We start from the raw sequence: 18,615 nt of genomic DNA, 5'->3' as shown, positions 1-18,615 counted from the left end.
CTTTGCGAGTATTTCCTCATCGACGCGCGTACCGCAAGCGTCGTCCGCTCTCCCGGATCGTCGCGATGACCTATCGCTCGCTGGAACGCGCCAACGCTTACTTCTACGATCCGGCGCGGCGCCGCGCGGTGATCGCGCGCCATGGCGGCGTCGGCTATCTGTCCTCGGGCGTCAATCATCTGCAGACGCCGCGCGTGCTGCTCGATCTCGCCGCGCGCGAATTGCGCGAGCGGCGGCTGATCGAGAACTACACCGCGCCCGGCGGCGCGCTCGGCATCGGCGCGGCGATCGCCTTCGAGATGCACGACCGGCTCGGCCGCCCGGCCCGCGGTGCGATCGCGCCCGCCAATGTCTGCCTCACCGTCGGCGCCACCGGCGCGCTCGCCGGCGCCTTCCGCTATCTGGCAGACGAAGTCTGTGCCCGCAGCGCGCTGGTGCTGGGGCTGAACTACAGCTTCTTCTCCATCGTCTGCGACGAGGTCGGCATCGCCTATCGCATCGCGCGGTCCGAGCTGCGCGACCGCCTGCTGCCGACCGCCGACGAGGCCTGCGCGCGGATCGCCGCGGAGCGGCCGGACGTCGTCGTGCTGTCGCAGCCGACCAATCCGTCCGGCGAGACCTACGACTCCGGCGAATTGCGCCGTGTCGTCGACGCCGTCGCGCAGGCCGGCGGCTGGCTGGTGTTCGACGAGGTGCCGTCGCTCGCCGCCGCCGACGAGGACGATCTGCCGGCGCCGCTTGCGGACGACACGCTCGCGACGTTTCCGCCGCGGCTGATCTGGATCGGCAGCTACTCGAAATCGCGCAGCCTCGCCGGCCTGCGCGCCGGCTATCTGCTGGCGGCGCAGCCGGTGGTGGATTTCGTCCGCAAGCACAATGAGCGGCAATCCTGGTCGCCGGTCAATGCCGGCTCCAGCGCGCTGACCGCCGACATGATCCTGCGGGTGATGGCGCGGCGGCTGCGCCGCTCGCCGGGCCGCGACGCGCAGCGCATCGTCGCCCGCACCGCGCGCGACGCCCGGCACTATCTCGAACTGTTCGCGCCGTTCTCCGACGATTTCGCCCGCTTCGACGGGATCTGGCGCTTTCTCGACGGCGAGTTGGACTGGCCGACGGCGCTGGAGAGCTACACGGCCGACCTCGCCACCATCGGCGCGACCTGCCGCGCCAACTGGAGTGACTTCGAACAGCGGATCGGCCCGTATCTCGCGCACCGCATCGCCTTGCAGTCCGGCTTCAACCATTGTGTCCGGCTCGCGACCGGGATGACCGAATGGGACTTCGTCACCGCCGCTTTCGACCAGGCGGGCACCGATTTCTACACCGAGACGGTGTTTGCCGATCACGACGACGCCTCCTCGACAGACTTCTGGGTCCGGGTCTCCTGCGCCGCCGAGCCCGACATGTTCGAACGCGGCGTCGATCGTCTCGCGCACTTCCTCGACGCCGCGTCAGCCCGCCGCTGACAGCGCCGGGCGCCGGTCGTCGGCGAGGATCAGCGCCTGCACCTCGCGGATCGCGGGGTCGCGGTGCTTGGCGAAAAACAGATCGAAACTGTCGTCGAAGCTCGACAGCGAGGCGCCACGCGGATGATCCAGATGCGCCGAGTAGATCCCGTCGGCCTCGACGAAGCGCGCGCCGCCGCGCCACAGCCGGTAGCCGAGCTCGATCGCCTCGGCGCCCCAGCGCAGGCCGAATGCCTCGTCATAACCGCCGCTCTGCATAAACAGCGCGCGCGACAGCGCGACGCCGGAGCCGGAATAGCCGAGCCATGGAAACCGCGGCGGCCGCTGCGCCAGCGCCGCCGACACCAGCCGCTCGAAGCGATTGCGATGCCGGCATTTTCGCGTGATGGCGGGCCAGTCATCGGTGATCATCGCGCGGGAGATGCGCTCGCCGAAAAGCCGCGCGTCCGCCGCGCGGCCGTCGTAGCGCAGGCCGCGCTCGGGATCGCGAAACGCCGCGAGATAGCGCAGCTGATACACCGGCGCGCGGACGACGCGATCGGGACGGCCGCCGCACAACGTCACGCAACGCGCGACATAGTCCGGCGACAGCAGCACGTCGTCGTCGACGAACAGCAGCAACTCGCCGCGCGCCGCCGCCGCGCCGCGATTGCGCGCCGCCGCCTGGCCGATGCCTGCGGTCCGGATCAATTCGACCTCGAGACCCTGCGCGCGCAGCGGCGCCAGCAAGGGTTCGATCGGCGCGGCGCTGCCGTCATCGACCAGGATGGTCTCGATGCGGCGTGCATTGCCGCTGCGCTGGCACAGCAGTGCATACAGCATCAGCACCAACCGCTCCGGCTTGTCGCGGGTCGGGATGATGATCGAGATCGCCGGCGGCTGCGACATCGCCATCACGCGGTCGAAACGATCTCGCCCAGCCGCGCGCCGATGGCATGACCAGCAACGGCGCGGCGGCGGCCGGTATCCTGCAAGGCCACATGCAGACCCTCCGGAAAGAAGCGGCGCTCCTGCGCCTCGACATGAGCCAGCGCGAGCCCGCGCAGATCCGGCTGCGGCGCGCGCGCCTGCTGCATCGCGATCGCCTGATCGATCAGCAGCCGCATCAGCGCGGCGAGCGACGCCCCGATCGAGCGGCGGAACGCGGCGAGCCGGCGCACCAGTTCGAGGCGATCGGTCCGGTCGCCGCGGCGCGCCTCGCTGCGCAGGCTCTTCAGAAACGGCGGCAGCACCTCGTCGATCAGCACCGACCAGCGATTGGCGGCGGCGTTGAGCGCGCGCCAGAACGCCGCGACATAGACATCGTCGATGCCGACGTGCTGATAGGTCACGGTCTCGCACCAACGATGAATATCGGCGTCGGAATAGCCGACCGCGGGCGGCGTCGGCCGGCCGTGCACGCTGTCGTAGCGGCGCGCGGCGGCGGTGCCGCAATGGACCTTGAGCTTGTTGACCAGCCACAGCGGCTGGCCGCTGCGCCACAATTGGTTGCGCTCGATGAAGCCGATCGTCTCTTCGATCTCGGAGAGGTCGGACTCCCAGTCGAGCAGGATCAGGCTCGGCATCATCTCGATGCGCAACCGCCGCGCCAGCGCGATCGCGGCCTCGTTCTGCGCCACCGTCTGGCCTTTGGCCCAGCGCTTCAGCGTCCGCGCCGAGCCGGATTCCAGGCCGAACAGGATCTGGTCGAAGCCGGCGGCGCGCAGTCTGACCAGAGTCTCCGGGATCAGCGAGTCGACGCGGCATTCGGCGTGGAAATGGATCGCGAGCCGGCGGCGCAGGATCTCGTCGGCGAAGCGATGCATCCGCGCGTTGCTGTCCTCGCCATAGCCGAGGAAATTGTCGTCGGCCATGTAGAAGCGGCTGACGCCGTGATCGCGCACCAACTCTTCGATCTCGTCGACCACGTCGACCGGATCGCGCATCCGGTAGACGCCGCTCTTCAGGCTCCGCACGCTGCCCGGCACAGTGCAGAAGGTGCAGAACGCCTTGCAGCCGCGCGAGGTGGTGAGATAGGCGCTCGGCGCCGGCAGGCCGCGGGCGCGGATCGACGCGAGGCCGTCGCGCGCCGGATGCGGCAGGCGGTCGAGATCGAGCGGCGCGCCGCGCGGATTGCGGACGATGCCGCCCGGGCCGCGATGCGCCAGCGCCGGCACGTCGCTCGGCGCCTCGCCGCGTTCGATCGCATCAGCGAGCCGGCTCAACGCCGCCTCGCCCTCGCCTTCGACGACGTAGTCCACGAAGGCGAAGGTGCCGAGCAGTTCCTGCGACAGCGCGGTGGCGAGCGGACCGCCCAACACGATGGCAAGACCGGGCCGCGCCGCCTTCAGCCGCCGCGCCAGCACCAGCGCATTGCCGAGTTGCAGATCGTACAGCACCGAGAGGCCGACGATGCGCGGCGCGAAGGCCAGTAGTTCGGCGAGCAGCGCATCGTCGTCCAGCCCCTCATTGGCGGCGGACAGCACGCGGACGATGCGGCCGTCGCGCCGCAGCGTCGCCGCGAGATATTCGATGCCGAGAAATTCGCGCGACAGCGTGAAGTCCGAGCCGAAGGTGGCGACGCTGTCGCAGATCTCCGCGTAGCTGCGCAGCATCGTCTCGCGATGCTCGCGATCGGGATCGCCGGCGAAGGGCTGTTCGCGCGGCCCGACCAGCGCCACCCGCAGCGGCGCGCGCGCGGCGCCGGTCATGCGCCGGCCGACCCGATCGCCGGCGTCGCGAGCTCATCGGCGTGCGCCGCCAGCCATGCGGCCCAGGTGGCGACCGAACACAGCGACGGATCGAGCACGGCTTCGTCCGGAATATCCAGATTGAGATCGGCCTCGGCGTTCAGCACGAATTCCAGATAGTCGACCGAGTTGAAATCCAGCGAGGTGAAGGTCGCGGTCGACAGATCGACATCGTCCGGCAGGCCACCCTTGGCCGCGAGAATGCCCCCGAGAATGCGGGTCAGGGCTTCGCTGAGCGTGTCCGCCCGCGTGTCGGGCGGCGTCGCGAGGCTCGTCGGATGGGCCTGGACCATGGCTGCGACCTCCCTGCCGGCGCCGCAAGCGGCGCAACTTCTGTGATAACAGCGCCAGCTTTGCAACTTATACGGTTTCTGTCAATCTGATTTCCCGTATTGGTTGTATTCATCGACGCGTCGCTGCGCGCCGATCTGGCAGAGGCCCATGTCCGACTTGATCGACGAGAACCGCGCCTGGGGGCGCAGCATGTTGCGCGAATTCGCCGCCAAGCAGCAGCTGGTGCCGATGGCGCATATGTTCGGCGCCACGATCGGCACCGCCGACATGCGCCAGCTCCGCGCGCTCGCCGCCGCGATCCGGGCGATCGACGACGGCCTCTGCGACGGCGAGGCGCTGCGCCGGCTGCTGCGTTGCGAGGGTGATGCCGGATCGGCGGGCGCGATGCTGCGTGCGGCAACGCCGACGTTGAACACCGAGGAAGCCGGCTTCGCGCTGGCGCTCGCCTATCTGCCGTTCGAGGTGCCCGATGCATTCGCGGCCAATGCGCTGCGCCGCGCCTCGCTGAAGCGGATCGCCGCGTTGATCGACCCGCGCGCGGCGCTGACGCCGCGGACGCGACTGTTCGTCGCCCAGCAGCTCGCGCCGGCGACATCGCTGGACCGGCTGGTCGCCGCCACCGCATCGGTCGCGGCCTTGCGCGACAACTCCGCGCAAGCCGATCATGCCGAACTCTGCGCGCCAGAAGCCCGCGACCGGCTGCGCCGGCTCGGCGCCGCGACCGAGGGCTGGCTCGCCGACAAAGCGGCGTTCGCGGCGGCGCTGCAGGCCTGCCTCGCGCACGACTGGCCCGGCGCGCAGGCGCAGGCGGCTCAGGTCGCGGCGCGCGCCGGCATCGCCATCGGCGACGCCGATCCGCCGGCGCTGGCCGATCTGCTGCTGATCTCGCTGCTGCCGAGTTGCGATACGATCGACGCCGTCAAGCGGCTGACGGCGGCTTCGCGTAGTTCGACCAGCCGCGCCCGGGCCGCGGCGGAGTGATACAGCGGCAGCCGCGCCAGCGCGTCGAGCTCGATCTCGCCGTCGAGATACAGATTGAGCATGTCGGCGGCGCTGAAACAGTTGCGACAGACCGGCACCCGCGGCCGCTCGCGCGTCAGCAGGTCGTACATCTTGTGCGTGCCGACCCGCGCCGCGACCGATGCGGCGCCCTCTTTGCGCAGATCGCCGATTGCACCGGTCCAGCCCACCGGGCACGGCGTCACCGCGCCGGTGTCGAAGAGTTGCACGGCGGCCGTGACGAGATGGCAGCGCCGCTCGCGCTGCGCGCCGCCGGCGTCGAGGAAATCCGCGAGCGTCGTGTAGTAAGCGGCAGGCCCGAGCACGTCGGGATGTGTCCGCACGCAGGCCCGCAGCGTCGCCGCGAAGGCGCGGCGCGCCTCGGCCGGAAACAGCACTGCGGCAGTGACGCCGCGCACCGGGATCGGCACCGCGACGATGCGGCAAGGCTGCGCTGCCAGCACGTCGAGAAAGGCCGGAAAGCCCTCGGCATTGGCCGCGCTGATCACGCTGGTGATCTCGACCGTCTCGCACGCCTGAACCATCGCCGCGAACGCCGCCATCACCCGGGCGCCGATCCGCGGCGAGCGCCACCGCATCGCGTTCATCGCCGCGCTATGGCCGTCGAGCGACAGGTTGAACGAGACGTTGCCGCGCCGCGCGATGCGCTGCACCGTCGCGGCGTCGAGTTCGGTGCCGTTGGTCAGCACCTGGACATGCGCGTAGCGCTGCGCCAGCTCGGCGATCAGCTCGGCGGCGTTGGCGAGCAGGAACAATTCGCCGCCGCTCAGCTTGATCAGCGGCGCGTCGACCTGCGCGGCGAAACCGTCGAGCATCGCCAGCACCTCGGCGATCGCGATGGTCGCGCCCCTGCCGCGCCGCGACGCCGAGGTGACGGCGCCGTAATCGTCGGCGTCGGCGACGCTGGTGCAATAGCTGCATTTCAGGTTGCACCAGTTTCCGGCGACGATCAGGTCGTGATACAGCAGATGCTTCATCCGCCATCCTCCGCTTGCACTTCATCGCCGCTGCGCCGATAGCAACGCTCCACCGCGCCGCGCTGCGCAATCCGTGCGGCGTGGGCGATGCAGAGTTCGATCTGCGGCGCGCGCAGCCGCGTCTTGAAGATCGCCAGCGCCGCGCGCTTGCGCTCCAGCGCGGCGGAGATATCGCGGAAACGCGGCGCGCGCTCGCGCAGCTCGACGCCACCGCGCCAGCCGGCCGCGGCGTAAGGCAAATCCTCGTAGTAAGCGACGGCGCCGGGCGACAGCCCGAGCGCCGCCGCGATCGCCGGCCCCGCCAGCGCGACGACCACGTGATCGAGATGGCCGCCGATCGCGGCCGGCGCGTACAGGCTGCCGATCGCTGCTCGGCCGAGCGCGTTGCGGATCGCCGCCACGGCGCGCTGCGCCACGGCGTCGATCTCGCCCGCAAACCGATCGGCGACATCGCGCGGCGGCCACCCCATCGTCGCCGACAGGCCGAGCCGATGCCGGTCCTGCGCGCCGGCGAGGCCGAGCGAGACGGCATCGTAGCCGAGCAGACGGCCGGCCAAACGATCCTCGGCGCAGGCCACCGCATCGAGCCGCTCGGGCGGCACGCGCAGCCCGGTCTGATAGGATTGCGAGGTGAACGCGTTGACCACCAGCGTGCGGCGTCGTGCCTGCGCGATGGTGCCGCCGAGTGACAATGCGGCGTCGTCGATATGCGGTGACAGCACCACGTCGACCGGCGCCGCGCGATCGATCGGCCGGGCCGGCGGCAGACGCAGCAGATAGCCGGCCTCGATCAGATCGCGCGCGGCGGCGCGCTCGCTGTCCGACAATTCGTCGTCGTCGAATTCATGCCCCTCGGCAAAGCGCGCGACCAGCGCGCGGGCCGGCGCCGGCAGCGCGATCACTCGGCCGCCGAGCGTCTGCAGGCCGTCACGATGCGGCACGACATGCGGCAGCAGCGCCACCGCGTCGCGCGCGCAGCGATCGATTTCGATGCTGCGCCCGGCTGCGTTCATCGCGGCTCGCCTTGCATCTCGCCTCGCGCCGCCCCGCGGCGCAGCCGCGCTTCGGCGAAGCTGCGCAATTGGTCGCGATCCGGTTTGCCCGCCGCCGTGCGCGGAAATTCGGTCCGGGTCAGCACGATCATCGGCGTCTGCGGCATCGCAGCCAGGCTGATATCGGCCGCCGACACAGCCTCATCGCGGCACTCGCAGATCAGCACCAGATCATGGATCTCGCCGCGCTGCGGCCGTGGCAGCGCCAGCGCCACCGCATCGCTGACGCCCGGCGCCGCCCGCGCCTGCGCCGCCAGCGCGGCGCAATCGATCAGATGGCCGTTGATCTTGACGCGATCGTCGATCCGTCCGCGCAGCCACACCCGTTGATCGTCGTCGACCTCGGCGAGATCGCCGCTGCGCCACAGGCCGCGCTGCATTGGTGGCGTCGCGGTCTTGCCTTCGAGGCTGAGGATCGGGTGGTCGAGATCGACGATCAGTTCGCCGATGTGGTCGCCCGGCCGGGGCGACACGACACGGACGCCGCGGAACGGCCGGCCGAGGCAGCCCTCGGGCAGCGACTGCGCCGCGCCGAAACTCGCGCCGGTTTCCGACGCGCCGTAGTTGCGCGCGAGGCCGCAGCCGAATGCGCGGCGAAACTCCGCGTCGAGCCGGCCCGGCACGGCGCCGGCGCCGGCGATCACCAGCTGCGGCGCGCACCGCAGCGGCTGATCGCGCTCCTGCGCCGCCTCGATCGCAAGCCGCGCCATCGGCGGCGTCAGCACGACGATGTCGGCGCCGCCGCGCAATGCGTCCGCCAGCGCGCGTGGCCGGAACACCGGCGCGACTTGCACCACGCAGCCGGCCGCGAGCAGACCGAGCATCGCGCCGAATGCAAACGAGTGCGTGATCGGCGCGGCCAGATAAGCGCGCGCGCCGGCGGCCGGCGCGTAGCACGCGGCATAGCGCTCCGCCTCGGCCGCGAGGCTCTCGAACGACCTGCGCGCCAGCTTCGGCCGCCCCGTCGTTCCCGACGACGTATGGATCACAGCCACAGCGTCGGTGCGCGGCGACGCATCGTGCAGCACCGCGCCGTCCGGCCAGCTCCGCACGCGAACATCGGCCGGCCAGTCGCCGCAGCGATGCGGATCGACGCCGAACACCGCAACGCCGCCTTGCGCCCACACCGCGAGCGTGGCGCGTACCAGATCGGCGCCGGCAGGCTCGGACAACACCACGCGGTCGCCCGGCGCGATCCATCGCGCCGCCGGATCGGTCTCGGCGTCGTGCCAAGCCTCCGCGATCGTCACGTCGCGGCCGTCCGGCAGCAGCACCCGTCCGCGTCGGATCAACGCGATCAGATCATCGATGCGGCGCGGCGCGCTCATGCCGTCTCCGACAGCGACAGGGGCGTCGCGGCGCGTTGCGGCTGTCGCAATTCGCCGATCGCGCGGGCGATGTCGGCGAACAATTCGTCGTCGCCGAGCAGGATCGGATGCGCGAACCAGATCGCCGCACGCGACGCGGCGGCGGCGACCGGCGTCGCGATCCGCGCGTAGTCCGGCGGCGGCGTGGACGATCGCTGCAACCGCTGCAACGCCGGCGGATCGAACATCCCGGTGCGGTGGATCTCGGGAAAGCAGCGATACGCCGGAATGCCGAGGCCGCGCAGCTCCGCCGCCAATTGTCCGGCGTCGCGGCCGCCGAACGCGGCCGGATCGAACCACGCCATCGTCATGTAGCGGCCGTGGGCTTCGACATAGTCCCGGCGCGCCAGCGGCGTCAGTCCGGCGGCGCGCAGATGCGCCTCGAAACACGGCGCCGCGCGCTCGCGCTGGGCGCCGAGCGCCGGCAATCGCGCGAGCTGGCCGTGCAGCAGCGCCGACTGGAATTCGGTGAGCCGCATATTGGTCGCGGGCATCAGATGCCGATAGTCGGTGTCGCCCTTCGGCCGGCCGCAGGAATGCAGCGCGAAGCTGCGCGCGGCGAGATCGGGCCGGTCCGTAGCGATCGCGCCGCCCTCGCCGCACGTCATCAGCTTGCCGGACTGGAAACTGAAGATCGCGGCATCACCGAACGTGCCCAGCGCCTTGCCGAACGCGCGCGCGCCATGCGCGTGGGCGGCGTCCTCGAGCAGCGCCAGGCCGTGGCTGCGGGCGAGCGCGATCAGGCGCGACAGGTCGCAGGAATGGCCGGCCATATGCACCGGGACGATGCAGCGGGTGCGCGGCGTGATCGCCGCCGCCACTGCGTCGACATCGATGTTGAGCGTGTCACGCTCGACATCGACCGGGATCGGCCAGGCGCCGATCCGCAGCACCGCCGACGCCGTCGAGATGAAGGTGCAGGCCGGCACGATCACCTCGTCGCCCGGCTGCACGCCGAGCGCATCGAGCGCCAGTTCCAGCGCCAGCGTGCCGTTGGCCACGACACGGACATGCGCCGCGCCGAGCGAGTCCGCGAAGGCGGCTTCGAACGCGTCGCCGATGCCGCCGTTGCCGCGCCACCACCGGCGCGACTGCAGCACCTCGATCAGGCGCCGCTCGTCCGCGTCGTCGAAACGCGGCCAGGCTGGTATCCGTTCGGAGAACTGACCTTGCATCGTGGATCGCCTCTCGCTGCTGGTGGGGATATTGCTGCCGAGGTTGACGCGCGCGGCGCGAGGCCCCGCGCCAGACCGATCGCCGCGCCGACCAGCGCGGCATCGTCGCCATGATGATGCGGCGCGATCGCGAGCGCGACGCCGCTTCTTTTCAATTCGGCCGCGATCCGGTCGAACAGCGGCGACAGGCCGAGGCCGCCCGCGATCACCACGCGTTCCGGATCGAATAGTGCCTGCAGGATCGCCAACGCCTCCGCCAGCGCGGCGGTGGCGCGATGCAAGGCCGGCTCTGCGCGCGCATCGCCGAACAGAGCGCCGCCCCCGTGCCGTTGCAATGCCCCGCCGGAGGCGACCGCCTGCAGGCAGCCGTCGCGGCCGCACGCGCATCGCAGGCCGGCGGCGGACGGCACCGGCATGTGGCCGGCATCCATCGCCGCGTGATGCGCGCCCACGAGCGGCCGCCCCGCGATGACGACGCCGCCGCCGATGCCGCTGCCGATGCTCAGGCATAGCGTGATCGCGTCCGCGGCGCCGTCGACATCATCCGCCGACAGCGCCGCCGCGGTGGCGTCGTCGAACAGCGCGAGCCTCGCGACGCAGCGGAGCGCATCGGTCAACAGCGGCGCGCCTTCGTAGTCGCGCCGGTTCGGCCAGCGCCGCACCACGCCATCGCTGTCGAGTTCCGGCGCGGTCGCCAGCGCCACCGCTTCGGCGCAGCCGGCACGCCGCCAGGCGGTCTCGATCAGTTTGCGCGCCTCGGCTGGGCCGTCCGGCGTCGGCACCCGCGCCTTGCGGTCGATCCATCGCCCGTCCGGCGCGACCCGCGCGGTGCGCAGCCAGGTGGCCCCTAGATCGACGGCGAAGATCGCGCTCATGCCGCCGCCTCCCGCAAGGCGCCGCCGAGCGCGGCGGCGAACCGCAGCGCGGCGGCTTCCTCGTCCGCGCCGGCGCGGACGCAGCGATGAAAATGTCGCAGCAGGGTCGCGAAGGCGCAAAGTTGCAACTCGGGCCCGGTTTCGAATGTGGTACGGATCTTGTCGCGGCCGTGCAGCCGCAGCACCACTTGCTGATCGCGCTCACGGCGGTTGTCGGAAAATCCGAACAGCCCGCTGAGCACGGCTTCGCCCCGCGCACCGCGCGCCTCGAGCCGCACCAGATCGCCGCGCGCGCTGTCGATCCAGGCGACGCGCAGGCCGATCCGGCAGCCGTCGACCGCCAGCGTGGCGCCGAAGCGATCGTCGGTGTCGTAGGCCAGCGACCCGGCACGGACCTTGCTGCCCTCGACATACCAGGAGGCGCCCGCGCCACGACGCTGTGACGCGCGTTGCACCATGGCGACGTCGATGCGTTCGGCGCGCCAGCGCAGCGCCGCGCCGGCGAGGTCCAGCAGATGATAGCCGAGATCGGCGAACACGCCGGTCCAGCCGTCCGCGCGGCGCAGATGCCACGGCGCCGACGGCACGCCGTGCTCGCGACTCCAGACCAGATCGAGTTCGGTGAGCGGACCGAGCAACGCGACCTGATCGAGCCACAGTCGTGTATCATCGCGAAAGCGGCAGGCGACGCCGCTGACCAGCGCCGCGCCGCTCTGCGCCGCAGCCTGCAGCAGCGCGGCGTCGGCCGTGTCGCGCACCACCGGCTTCTCGACCAGGCACGAGATGCCGGCGGCGAGCAATGCGGTTGCGTGGTCGAGATGACAGGCGTTCGGCGAGGCGATCACCGCCGCATCCGGATGCGCGGCGAGCAACTCCTCGAACGAATCGCAGCGCCGCGCCGCCGGCCACGCATGTGCGGCCCGCTGCAGCGCGGCCGGATCGGGATCGAAGACCGCCACGACCTCGAACAGCGCCGAAAGCTCCGCCAGCGCCGGCTGATAGCAATGCCGGATCACCCAGCCGCAGCCGCACAGGCCGAGCCGCAGCGGTTCCTGCCGCAGCGGCGCCGTCATCGCGCCGGCTCCAGCCGGCGGGCCTCCTGCGCCAGCGCGACGACGAGGTCGGTGACCTCGCCGGGCGTTGCGACCTCGATAACGCCGGCGCGATCCGTGACCTGCGGGCCGCCGCCCCAATGCGCCAGCATCGCGATGCGCCCGGCATTGCGCGCGGCGGCCAGATCGATCGCGGTGTCGCCGACGAAGGCCAGCGCCGCGCCGGCGCCGAGCCGGCGCTCGCACAGCCACAGCCCGTCGGGCGCGGGCTTGCCCGGCGCATCGTCGGCGGTGACGACCGCGTCGACCAGCTCGATCAGGCCGGTGGCGGCGAGGATCGACAGCGTACGCGGCCGATCCTTCCCGGTCACCACGCCGAGCTTCAATCCGGCGCTGCGGATGTGCTGCAACATCGCCACGACGCCGGGAAATGCGCGGGCCTTGGGATCGTGGAGACGCGCGGCGGCGCGAAACGCCGCGGGGAAGCCCGAGGGAAAGCCGAACTCGGCGACGATCGCTTCCAGCGGCATTCCCATCCGCGCGCGAAAGTCGGACAGCCGGGCGCGGCCGTCGAGCGCGTGGTCGGCCGCGGCTGCGAGGAAGGCGGCTTCCACCGCCTGCCAGCTATCGATCAGCACGCCGTCGAGATCGAACAGCACCGCGGTCATGACGCGGCCGCCTGCGCGATCGCGCTCGCGCCGGCGCGCGACGATCCGGCGATCTCGGCGAACACGTCGTCGATTTTCACTGCAGCGCCGCCGCCGTCGAGATGGATCCGGCGGAACAGTTCGAACAGCACGACATCGGTCTTGCTGGCGAAGCCCGCGCCGAACGGCAGACGACGCAGCGCGTCGTCGGGCACCGCGTGATCGCAGGCCTGGGCAAAGCGCGCGGCGTGGCCGCCGGAGGCGTGCGGCATCATCATCTTGGCGCGCAGCGCGCTGTCGAGCAGATGCGCGCCGTGGCGGCGCACCGCGGCGCGGCGCAGCAGCCGCTTGGTGATGCCGAGCGACGTATCGACGATCTCGCCCGGCGGCACGCGCCGCACCACCGCCTGCACCACGGGGTCGAGATAGGGCACCCGCATCTCGACGCCCGCGGCCATCGACAGATGATCCACCGGATCGAGCTGGGCGCGCTCCAGCAGATCCTGCAGCGAAATGTCGAGCGTGGCGCGGATGCCGGCGGCGCCTTTCGCGGCGGCTTCGAGCAGGCCGTCGCGAATGGCGCAGGCGCGGTCGCTGGGAACGAGCCCCGCGGCCTGCGCGCGCGCCTGGCCGTCGGTGAGCGTGGCGATCGTCCCGGCCGGATCGTAGTAGCCGCCGAGCGTCTCGTCGGCGCCTTCGCCGTTGAGGCAGACTTTGGCGCAGCCGCCGATCACCTGGCACAGCAGATGGAAGAACGGCCCGGCATGCAGATCGGGCGCCTCGACCGCCGCGATGGTCGCCGGAATTGCCGCGAGGTAATCGTCGAAGCCGAAGGTCAGCAGCGTGTGATCGGCGCCGATCGCCCGCGCCACGCGCGCGGCGGCGACGGCGTCGGGATGCTCGGCGGTGTCGGCGACGGTGAAGGTGCGCAGCCTGCGGCCCGACAGTTCCGCCGCGGTGCAGGCCAGCATCGCGGAATCGATGCCGCCGGACAGCACCGCCACGACCTCGGTGTCGGCCTGCAGATGGCTGTTCGTCGCCGCCAGCAGCGCGTCGACGAAAGCGAGTTCGGCCTCGTCCTCGCACAATTGCAACTGCGGCGGCGGGGTGCGTAGTTGATACGGCCGCGGCTCGGCGACGTGCAGCCCCTGCCCCCAGTTTACCGTCAGCAGATGGCCGGGCGGCAGCGTCGAGATCCCGGCGAAGAAGGTGTGGCGGCCGGTCGGATAGCCGATCGCGATGAAATCGGCCAACGCCGTCTCGTCGAGACGCGGCGGGCCGAACCAGCGCAGCAGCGCCTTGGCCTCCGAGGCGAACGCGAATTGCGCGCCGCGCTGCGCATAGCGCAGCGGCTTGATGCCGAGCGGATCGCGGATCAGCGTCAGCCGCCCGCGTTCCAGCACCGCGATCGCGTACATGCCGGACAGATGCGTTGGCAGATCCAGCCCCCATTCGAGGAAGCCGCGCAGCACCACTTCCGTGTCGCAGCGCGTCGCGAAGCGGTGCCCGCGCGCGATCAGCATGCGGCGCAATTCGTCGGCGTTGTAGATCTCGCCGTTGAACGCGACCGCGGTCTGCGACAGCGGATCGCGCATCGGCTGCGCGCCGCGTTCGGGATCGACGATCGCGAGCCGCGCCGCGCCGATCTCGCAGGCGCCGTCGCGATGCGTGCCGAGCCCATCCGGGCCGCGATGGCGGATGGCGTCGAGGATCGGCCGCACGTGCGGCGGCGCATCGAGCGAGACGAGTCCGGCTATGGCGCACATCGCGGCGGCTCCGTTCGCGTTGCGGTGGATGCGGATGCGCGCAGGCACGCGGCGATGCCGCGCGCCGTCTCGGCCATCGCCTGCGACAAGGTCAGGCTGTCGGCGCCGGCGCGGCGACGCTCGGCGTGGAAGGCGGGCAGTTGCGGGAACGGCAGGCCGGGTTCCAGATGATGCTCGATGTGATAATTGTCGTAGTGGACCAGATAGTTCCACCACGCCGGCGCCCGGTAGCTGCGCGAATTCTCGGTGATCCGGCGCGTCAGCCGCGGCCGGCCGATATGTTCGTGCACCGTCATCAGGAAGTGCACGGCCGGCGCGACGATCAGCGCCGGCACGATCCAGCCCCACAGCAACAGCCGCGGATCGATCAGCGCCGCGAGCGCGAGCAGCGCGAGCAGGATCAGCGCGGTGGCGACGAACTCGGTCCTCGCCCGATCGCGCGCAGGGGCCTTGAGCACATCGTGCCGGCGCCCGGACAGCAGCGTCGCCGTGGCGCCGATGAAATCGCGCAGCCGCGTCGCCGCGAAGACATGGCCGAGCAGCGCGCGCCGGTTCGAGAAATCCGCGCAGCTGCGGTCGAACACATCCTGCGGCGTGCCGACATAGCGGTGATGATGCAGGTGGCGGACGCGGGTGTCGGTGAAGGTGGTGAGCATCGGCAGGCCGAGCAGCGAGCCGGCGAGCCGGTTGCCGGCCTCGGTCGCGAGGAAGATGCCGTGCAGCGTCTCGTGCTGCAGTTCGAGGCCGTGGGCGTAGACGATCCCCAGCAGCAGCGCCGCTGCGATCCCGGCCGCCGTCCCCGGCACGACGACGATCGCCGCGAGCAGCGCAACGATCGCGCCGAGATAGATGGCGAGCCTGAGCGGCGCATGCGGGTTGGACGGGACACGGCTCGGCATGACGAACTCCTCCGCAATGTCGGACGGCGCGTCGTTGGTGAGATCATCGCGCTCGGCGGGCCTTGATCATCGCCCGCGGCCGCGCGGCCCGGCGCGGCGCCACCCGCAGCCACCGCCCGCACGCGAGAGGCGGCCGGCGCGTGGCGCCGCGGGCGGGCGAGCCCGCCTACCAGTGGAGCTCGTCGCAGACGTCGAGGTCGACGCCGCGCGACAGCAGGTCGACGCGCAGGCGCGCCAGCTCCGCTTCGGCGGTGTGCAGCTTCTCGAGCGCCGAATGGAATTGCTGCAGCCCCTCGAGATGCTCCTTGGACCGTTCGATCTGCACGCCTTCTTCCGCACTGCCAGACATCGTGTCCTCCATGAGTTTGCGCGGGTCGATGATGCAACCCATGATTGTATAACTCGAAATTGCACAACTTGAAAGAGTGTTTCTGTGCGGCACACGCGGACCGCGTCCGGCCGCAAACGCGCGGCGCACGTCAGCCGGACTTGCCAAGCGCACGAACTAGGTTTATATTCCTTGTTATGCGATATCCATTCGAACCCTCCATCATCCGTCTCCGCGTCACGCCCGACCCGAAGTCGGATTCGCCGCCGCCGATCCCCGGCGGGCGCCCGCGCGGATCGCGGCGGCCGCATACCGACGCCAAGGCGGCGGAGGTGCGCCGGCTGATCGAACAGACCGAGCTGACCTACAGCCAGATCAGCGCCAGGACCGGCGTCGGCCGCGCCAGCATCAGCCGCTGGAGCCGCGACGGCGCCTGGACGCGCCCGCCCTTCGCGCCGCGCGCCACCGACCGAATGCCGACCGCGCGCGCCAGCCAGAAGCTGAAATTGCGGACGCTGGCCGAGCGGCTGCGCCAGCTCGCCGAGCAGATGGTCGTCAGGCTCGAGGCCGACGCCGGCACCGATGTCGACCGGCTGATGCAGGCGTTGCAGGTGCTGAAGATGGCGCGACTGGAAGCGATGGGCCGCCGGCGCCGCCGCCGCGAGCCCGCTGACCGGACGCGCACCATCGCCGACTGGCTGTCGGAAGACGAGGCCATCCGCACCGCCCTGAAGGAGATGCGCCGCGGCGGCGTCGACCTCGAACACATCCCGCAGGAGGCGATGGACCTGCTGACGGCCGCGAAACGCCCGGCGGAGGAAACCGACCTCGGCTATAGCGGCAGGGGGCGGCGGAAGCGGCGACGGGACTTCGAATAATGTCTCGCCGGAGCGCGCCGCGCACCGAAACGGAGTTCGGCCACGCGTGGCCCAGGCGCATCCGGCGCGCGCTACTCTTAGATCGCCTGCAGTCCCAACAACTGACGCACGCCGACCGGGCCGGCGTTCGGCCGCAACTGGCGAAGCCCGTCACGAAGTTGCGGAGCCGTCGGCCTTCGACGTGATGCGTGGGCGCGGACCGAAACCACGCGGGCGAACTTCATCACTTCGAACGTCAGATCCGTTTGCGCGATCGCTCCGCACTTCTCGATGTCGTGGGTGGCCTCGTCGTCGTAGTGACGGGTGACCTTGCTGGCCTGTTCCGGCCCGACGCCCGAAGGAAGAGATGGGCGATCGACGAATTCGAGTTGCCCGAGTCCCGTGCCAGTGAAGTCCACGCCGCCGCCGAGCACGACGCCGTTGCAGGGCCCGTTCGGCTTCCAACCGAGAGCTGTCGCGATCGGACTTGGAATCAGTCCCAGCGCTTTTCCCAGTATTTCGCCGATCACGCCCAAGGCGAGACCAGCCGGGCCGGCGACGAAGCCGACCGCCGCGACCAACATTTTGTCCATGATTTCGATCTGAAGCTTCTCGGCTTTCGGATCGGGAATCTGCGTGTCTCCGATATTGGTCACCGAATAGAACACGCGGATGCTGTCCTCGGGCTCGATATCGAAAGGTCCGACGAGAAAATCGCGATCCCAACTTCCAGTACCGACCGTTGCGGGGACGAACGCCATGTCGATGGTGCCGCCTCCGAACGCCGCCGATCGGCCAGAGCATTGCCCACGCACCACCTCGTTGATGGCGACGGCGAACGTGATGATATCGTCATCGGTGTGGCGGCTACGGAGTGAAATGGTCGCAAGCGTTTGCAACCGGAAACCGAAGAGAGCCATCTTGGTCCTCCGTCCAGATCTTCAATCCAATGGTTGTGATCGGTGATCTCGCATCAGTCATCACGCGTTCCTGCGACGGGTGCGCCTGCGGACAGCGGCTGCCAGTAGACTTCGTCGCCCTGGCCCAGCCCGATACGTTTTCCGATACAGATCCAGAGGCTGACATCATTCAACAAGGCCTCCGGCGTGATCGTTGCATTCTGAACGACGATGATGTCGCCGACATTGCCGGTGCGCGGCAACGCGTTGTCGGGAGAGTCGATTCTGTGCAGCCGCAGTCGACCACGGACGCTCAATCCGCCGTCGATCTGGGCGCGGCCTTCAATCCGCCCGTCACCCTTGATTCTGGTCGGGCCACGAATATTGGCGCCGCCTTCGATCGTGACGTTGCCCGGATAGTCGCCGGCGAAATTGAGGGTGAGGCCGTCGCTTTCGTCGTGGACCAGCGCGCGCCGGTGTCCTTCCGCGCTGCTGCGGCGAGCGCTGCTGTCCAACATCAGATCACTCGCGTTCACCTTCAGCACGTTGGATTCGATGGTGACCCACCCGGTTCCCTCGGAGTCCAGCTTGATATCCGAATTCATTCCCACCTCCCTGATGTTGAGTGTCTGCATGACGACGGGTCGACGATCGTGACTTTCATCACGGTCGCGTAACGGTCTCTCGCAGAGCGTTCTTCGCGGAGTAGTTGGGGCGGCACCTCTTCCGAAGGTGCTTTCGCTGAACAAAACAATCGTAAGAAAAATTTCCGAGTATCACTTCCGTCAAAGCGCCGTAACTGTAACATACCTTTTCTATACGCCAAGGGACCTTCGGCCAATCTCGTCATGATGCTGGCCAGGCGGCGCGTAGGGGTCACCCTGGTTCCATTTCATCTGATGACGCGGCGGGATCGCCATACTCAGTGTGCGTGAGGAGCGCTGGCGCGCCGCATGGCGTTGTGCGCGCCGCCGCCCTCTCCTAACCGGCGGCCGGATCGAGCGCCGCCATCGGCCCCGCCTCGCCGGCACCGAGAAGTATTCGACGTGGCGGGCTGGCTTGTTGTTGAACAGCAGCCGGGTCACGTCCGGCCGTGCATCGTGGCCCACGGGGTCGACCGAGGCCTTGGCGAATGCGATCAGGCCGAGATCGATCTCCGCCAGCACCAGCCCTTCCTCGTGGAGATCGAGCATGTGGTCCCCGCGCAGGCCA

18 protein-coding genes are annotated in these 18,615 nt (G+C 70.1%); 2 read left to right on the top strand and 16 right to left on the bottom strand.

The window, feature by feature from the left end:
- Positions 1-65: 65 nt before the first annotated feature.
- Positions 66-1,466, top strand: coding sequence for a pyridoxal phosphate-dependent aminotransferase (locus tag RPB_RS10435; protein WP_041798188.1), 1,401 nt, complete (start codon positions 66-68; stop codon positions 1,464-1,466).
- Here the strand turns inward: RPB_RS10435 and RPB_RS23790 are convergent.
- The 13 genes from RPB_RS23790 to RPB_RS10370 form a co-directional block, all read right to left on the bottom strand.
- A complete protein-coding gene (locus RPB_RS23790; RefSeq protein ID WP_049824672.1) occupies positions 1,452-2,360 on the bottom strand; it encodes a glycosyltransferase family 2 protein in 909 nt (302 codons plus the stop codon). The genes RPB_RS10435 and RPB_RS23790 overlap by 15 nt on opposite strands.
- Positions 2,360-4,156, bottom strand: coding sequence for a B12-binding domain-containing radical SAM protein (locus RPB_RS10425; protein ID WP_011440968.1), 1,797 nt, complete (start codon positions 4,154-4,156; stop codon positions 2,360-2,362). Before RPB_RS10425 ends, RPB_RS23790 begins: the two co-directional genes overlap by 1 nt.
- Entirely contained in the window at positions 4,153-4,488 is a 336-nt protein-coding gene (locus tag RPB_RS10420) for a hypothetical protein (protein ID WP_011440967.1), read from the bottom strand. The genes RPB_RS10425 and RPB_RS10420 overlap by 4 nt, the downstream gene beginning before the upstream one ends.
- Before the next feature lie 813 nt (positions 4,489-5,301).
- Complete coding sequence (locus RPB_RS10415) at positions 5,302-6,486, bottom strand: radical SAM protein (RefSeq protein ID WP_011440965.1); 1,185 nt, start codon at positions 6,484-6,486, stop codon at positions 5,302-5,304.
- Positions 6,483-7,499 (bottom strand): PIG-L deacetylase family protein, encoded by a 1,017-nt coding sequence (locus tag RPB_RS10410; protein ID WP_011440964.1) that lies wholly within the window; start codon positions 7,497-7,499, stop codon positions 6,483-6,485. Before RPB_RS10410 ends, RPB_RS10415 begins: the two co-directional genes overlap by 4 nt.
- Positions 7,496-8,866, bottom strand: a complete 1,371-nt coding sequence (locus tag RPB_RS10405; RefSeq protein WP_011440963.1) for a class I adenylate-forming enzyme family protein — start codon at positions 8,864-8,866, stop codon at positions 7,496-7,498. The genes RPB_RS10410 and RPB_RS10405 overlap by 4 nt, the downstream gene beginning before the upstream one ends.
- Positions 8,863-10,080 carry a DegT/DnrJ/EryC1/StrS family aminotransferase gene (locus RPB_RS10400; protein ID WP_041798187.1) on the bottom strand — a complete coding sequence of 406 codons (1,218 nt, stop codon included), beginning with the start codon at positions 10,078-10,080 and terminating at the stop codon, positions 8,863-8,865. The genes RPB_RS10405 and RPB_RS10400 overlap by 4 nt, the downstream gene beginning before the upstream one ends.
- Positions 10,011-10,955 (bottom strand): ROK family protein, encoded by a 945-nt coding sequence (locus RPB_RS23785; RefSeq protein WP_011440961.1) that lies wholly within the window; start codon positions 10,953-10,955, stop codon positions 10,011-10,013. Before RPB_RS23785 ends, RPB_RS10400 begins: the two co-directional genes overlap by 70 nt.
- Positions 10,952-12,028: a Gfo/Idh/MocA family protein gene (locus RPB_RS23780; RefSeq protein WP_011440960.1), complete on the bottom strand. Its 1,077-nt coding sequence runs from the start codon at positions 12,026-12,028 to the stop codon at positions 10,952-10,954. Before RPB_RS23780 ends, RPB_RS23785 begins: the two co-directional genes overlap by 4 nt.
- Positions 12,025-12,675, bottom strand: coding sequence for an HAD family hydrolase (locus tag RPB_RS10385; protein ID WP_011440959.1), 651 nt, complete (start codon positions 12,673-12,675; stop codon positions 12,025-12,027). Before RPB_RS10385 ends, RPB_RS23780 begins: the two co-directional genes overlap by 4 nt.
- On the bottom strand, positions 12,672-14,420 hold the full coding sequence (gene asnB / locus RPB_RS10380; protein ID WP_011440958.1) for an asparagine synthase (glutamine-hydrolyzing): 1,749 nt from the start codon (positions 14,418-14,420) through the stop codon (positions 12,672-12,674). The genes RPB_RS10385 and asnB overlap by 4 nt, the downstream gene beginning before the upstream one ends.
- On the bottom strand, positions 14,408-15,319 hold the full coding sequence (locus RPB_RS10375; RefSeq protein WP_011440957.1) for a fatty acid desaturase: 912 nt from the start codon (positions 15,317-15,319) through the stop codon (positions 14,408-14,410). Before RPB_RS10375 ends, asnB begins: the two co-directional genes overlap by 13 nt.
- Positions 15,320-15,485: 166 nt before the next feature.
- On the bottom strand, positions 15,486-15,668 hold the full coding sequence (locus RPB_RS10370) for a hypothetical protein (protein WP_157038799.1): 183 nt from the start codon (positions 15,666-15,668) through the stop codon (positions 15,486-15,488).
- Positions 15,669-15,844: 176 nt separating this feature from the next.
- Between RPB_RS10370 and RPB_RS10365 the strand changes: the two genes are divergently transcribed.
- Positions 15,845-16,525 carry a hypothetical protein gene (locus RPB_RS10365; protein WP_011440956.1) on the top strand — a complete coding sequence of 227 codons (681 nt, stop codon included), beginning with the start codon at positions 15,845-15,847 and terminating at the stop codon, positions 16,523-16,525.
- A gap of 77 nt (positions 16,526-16,602) precedes the next feature.
- Here RPB_RS10365 and RPB_RS10360 read toward each other — a convergent pair whose 3' ends face one another.
- The 3 genes from RPB_RS10360 to RPB_RS25215 form a co-directional block, all read right to left on the bottom strand.
- Positions 16,603-17,424 carry a hypothetical protein gene (locus tag RPB_RS10360; protein WP_011440955.1) on the bottom strand — a complete coding sequence of 274 codons (822 nt, stop codon included), beginning with the start codon at positions 17,422-17,424 and terminating at the stop codon, positions 16,603-16,605.
- 53 nt (positions 17,425-17,477) lie between these two features.
- Entirely contained in the window at positions 17,478-18,008 is a 531-nt protein-coding gene (locus RPB_RS10355; protein WP_011440954.1) for a hypothetical protein, read from the bottom strand.
- 210 nt (positions 18,009-18,218) lie between these two features.
- Positions 18,219-18,596 (bottom strand): hypothetical protein, encoded by a 378-nt coding sequence (locus RPB_RS25215; RefSeq protein WP_041798184.1) that lies wholly within the window; start codon positions 18,594-18,596, stop codon positions 18,219-18,221.
- Between the last annotated feature and the right edge of the window lie 19 nt (positions 18,597-18,615).

The organism is Rhodopseudomonas palustris HaA2 (assembly GCF_000013365.1).
In the GTDB taxonomy this organism is placed as follows: domain Bacteria; phylum Pseudomonadota; class Alphaproteobacteria; order Rhizobiales; family Xanthobacteraceae; genus Rhodopseudomonas; species Rhodopseudomonas palustris_J.
Note: the sequence above shows the minus strand (reverse complement) of the source record. Positions and strands in the feature narration are given on the sequence as shown.

Coding starts and splice junctions, on each gene's coding strand:
- RPB_RS10405 (WP_011440963.1), bottom strand. CDS start 8,866: ATGAGCGCGCCGCGCCGCATCGATGATCTGATCGCGTTGATCCGACGC.
- RPB_RS23780 (WP_011440960.1), bottom strand. CDS start 12,028: ATGACGGCGCCGCTGCGGCAGGAACCGCTGCGGCTCGGCCTGTGCGGC.
- RPB_RS23785 (WP_011440961.1), bottom strand. CDS start 10,955: ATGAGCGCGATCTTCGCCGTCGATCTAGGGGCCACCTGGCTGCGCACC.
- RPB_RS10370 (WP_157038799.1), bottom strand. CDS start 15,668: ATGTCTGGCAGTGCGGAAGAAGGCGTGCAGATCGAACGGTCCAAGGAG.
- RPB_RS10425 (WP_011440968.1), bottom strand. CDS start 4,156: ATGACCGGCGCCGCGCGCGCGCCGCTGCGGGTGGCGCTGGTCGGGCCG.
- RPB_RS10435 (WP_041798188.1), top strand. CDS start 66: ATGACCTATCGCTCGCTGGAACGCGCCAACGCTTACTTCTACGATCCG.
- RPB_RS10400 (WP_041798187.1), bottom strand. CDS start 10,080: ATGCAAGGTCAGTTCTCCGAACGGATACCAGCCTGGCCGCGTTTCGAC.
- RPB_RS10385 (WP_011440959.1), bottom strand. CDS start 12,675: ATGACCGCGGTGCTGTTCGATCTCGACGGCGTGCTGATCGATAGCTGG.
- RPB_RS10360 (WP_011440955.1), bottom strand. CDS start 17,424: ATGGCTCTCTTCGGTTTCCGGTTGCAAACGCTTGCGACCATTTCACTC.
- RPB_RS10420 (WP_011440967.1), bottom strand. CDS start 4,488: ATGGTCCAGGCCCATCCGACGAGCCTCGCGACGCCGCCCGACACGCGG.
- RPB_RS10355 (WP_011440954.1), bottom strand. CDS start 18,008: ATGAATTCGGATATCAAGCTGGACTCCGAGGGAACCGGGTGGGTCACC.
- RPB_RS10365 (WP_011440956.1), top strand. CDS start 15,845: ATGCGATATCCATTCGAACCCTCCATCATCCGTCTCCGCGTCACGCCC.
- RPB_RS10375 (WP_011440957.1), bottom strand. CDS start 15,319: ATGCCGAGCCGTGTCCCGTCCAACCCGCATGCGCCGCTCAGGCTCGCC.
- asnB (WP_011440958.1), bottom strand. CDS start 14,420: ATGTGCGCCATAGCCGGACTCGTCTCGCTCGATGCGCCGCCGCACGTG.
- RPB_RS10415 (WP_011440965.1), bottom strand. CDS start 6,486: ATGAAGCATCTGCTGTATCACGACCTGATCGTCGCCGGAAACTGGTGC.
- RPB_RS25215 (WP_041798184.1), bottom strand. CDS start 18,596: ATGCTCGATCTCCACGAGGAAGGGCTGGTGCTGGCGGAGATCGATCTC.
- RPB_RS23790 (WP_049824672.1), bottom strand. CDS start 2,360: ATGGCGATGTCGCAGCCGCCGGCGATCTCGATCATCATCCCGACCCGC.
- RPB_RS10410 (WP_011440964.1), bottom strand. CDS start 7,499: ATGAACGCAGCCGGGCGCAGCATCGAAATCGATCGCTGCGCGCGCGAC.